Source organism: Escherichia sp. AM3, assembly GCF_032029835.1.
Taxonomy (GTDB): domain Bacteria; phylum Pseudomonadota; class Gammaproteobacteria; order Enterobacterales; family Enterobacteriaceae; genus Escherichia; species Escherichia coli.
Genome location: NZ_JAVUPQ010001394.1, coordinates 1 through 217, shown reverse-complemented (window position 1 = coordinate 217; position 217 = coordinate 1). Strand labels below are relative to the sequence as shown.

Annotated in this window: 1 protein-coding gene; it reads right to left on the bottom strand. The window is 34.6% G+C overall.

All coding sequences use genetic code 11. The annotated features are described in order from the left end of the window. Positions 1-203: ISAs1 family transposase (locus RTW80_RS31195; RefSeq protein ID WP_003915454.1), on the bottom strand; the 203-nt coding region annotated here is incomplete at its 3' end. Positions 204-217 lie beyond the last annotated feature (14 nt).

Genomic DNA, 217 nt, shown 5'->3' with positions numbered 1-217 from the left:
ATACCATTTTCAAAATCACCATATTGCTTCAAAAAATCGAGATGTGTTTCCCCAAAATCCTCTATATCTTCCCAACCCTCTGCACCAGAAATAACGGCACAAATAGTTAACAGTAGAATATCCGATAATTTATGTTCCACTTTCCAGGCTTGTCTGTAATCGGGGATAATAGAAATATGTTCCATCAATTTTTTAAGTTCCATTTTGTTCTCCTTAA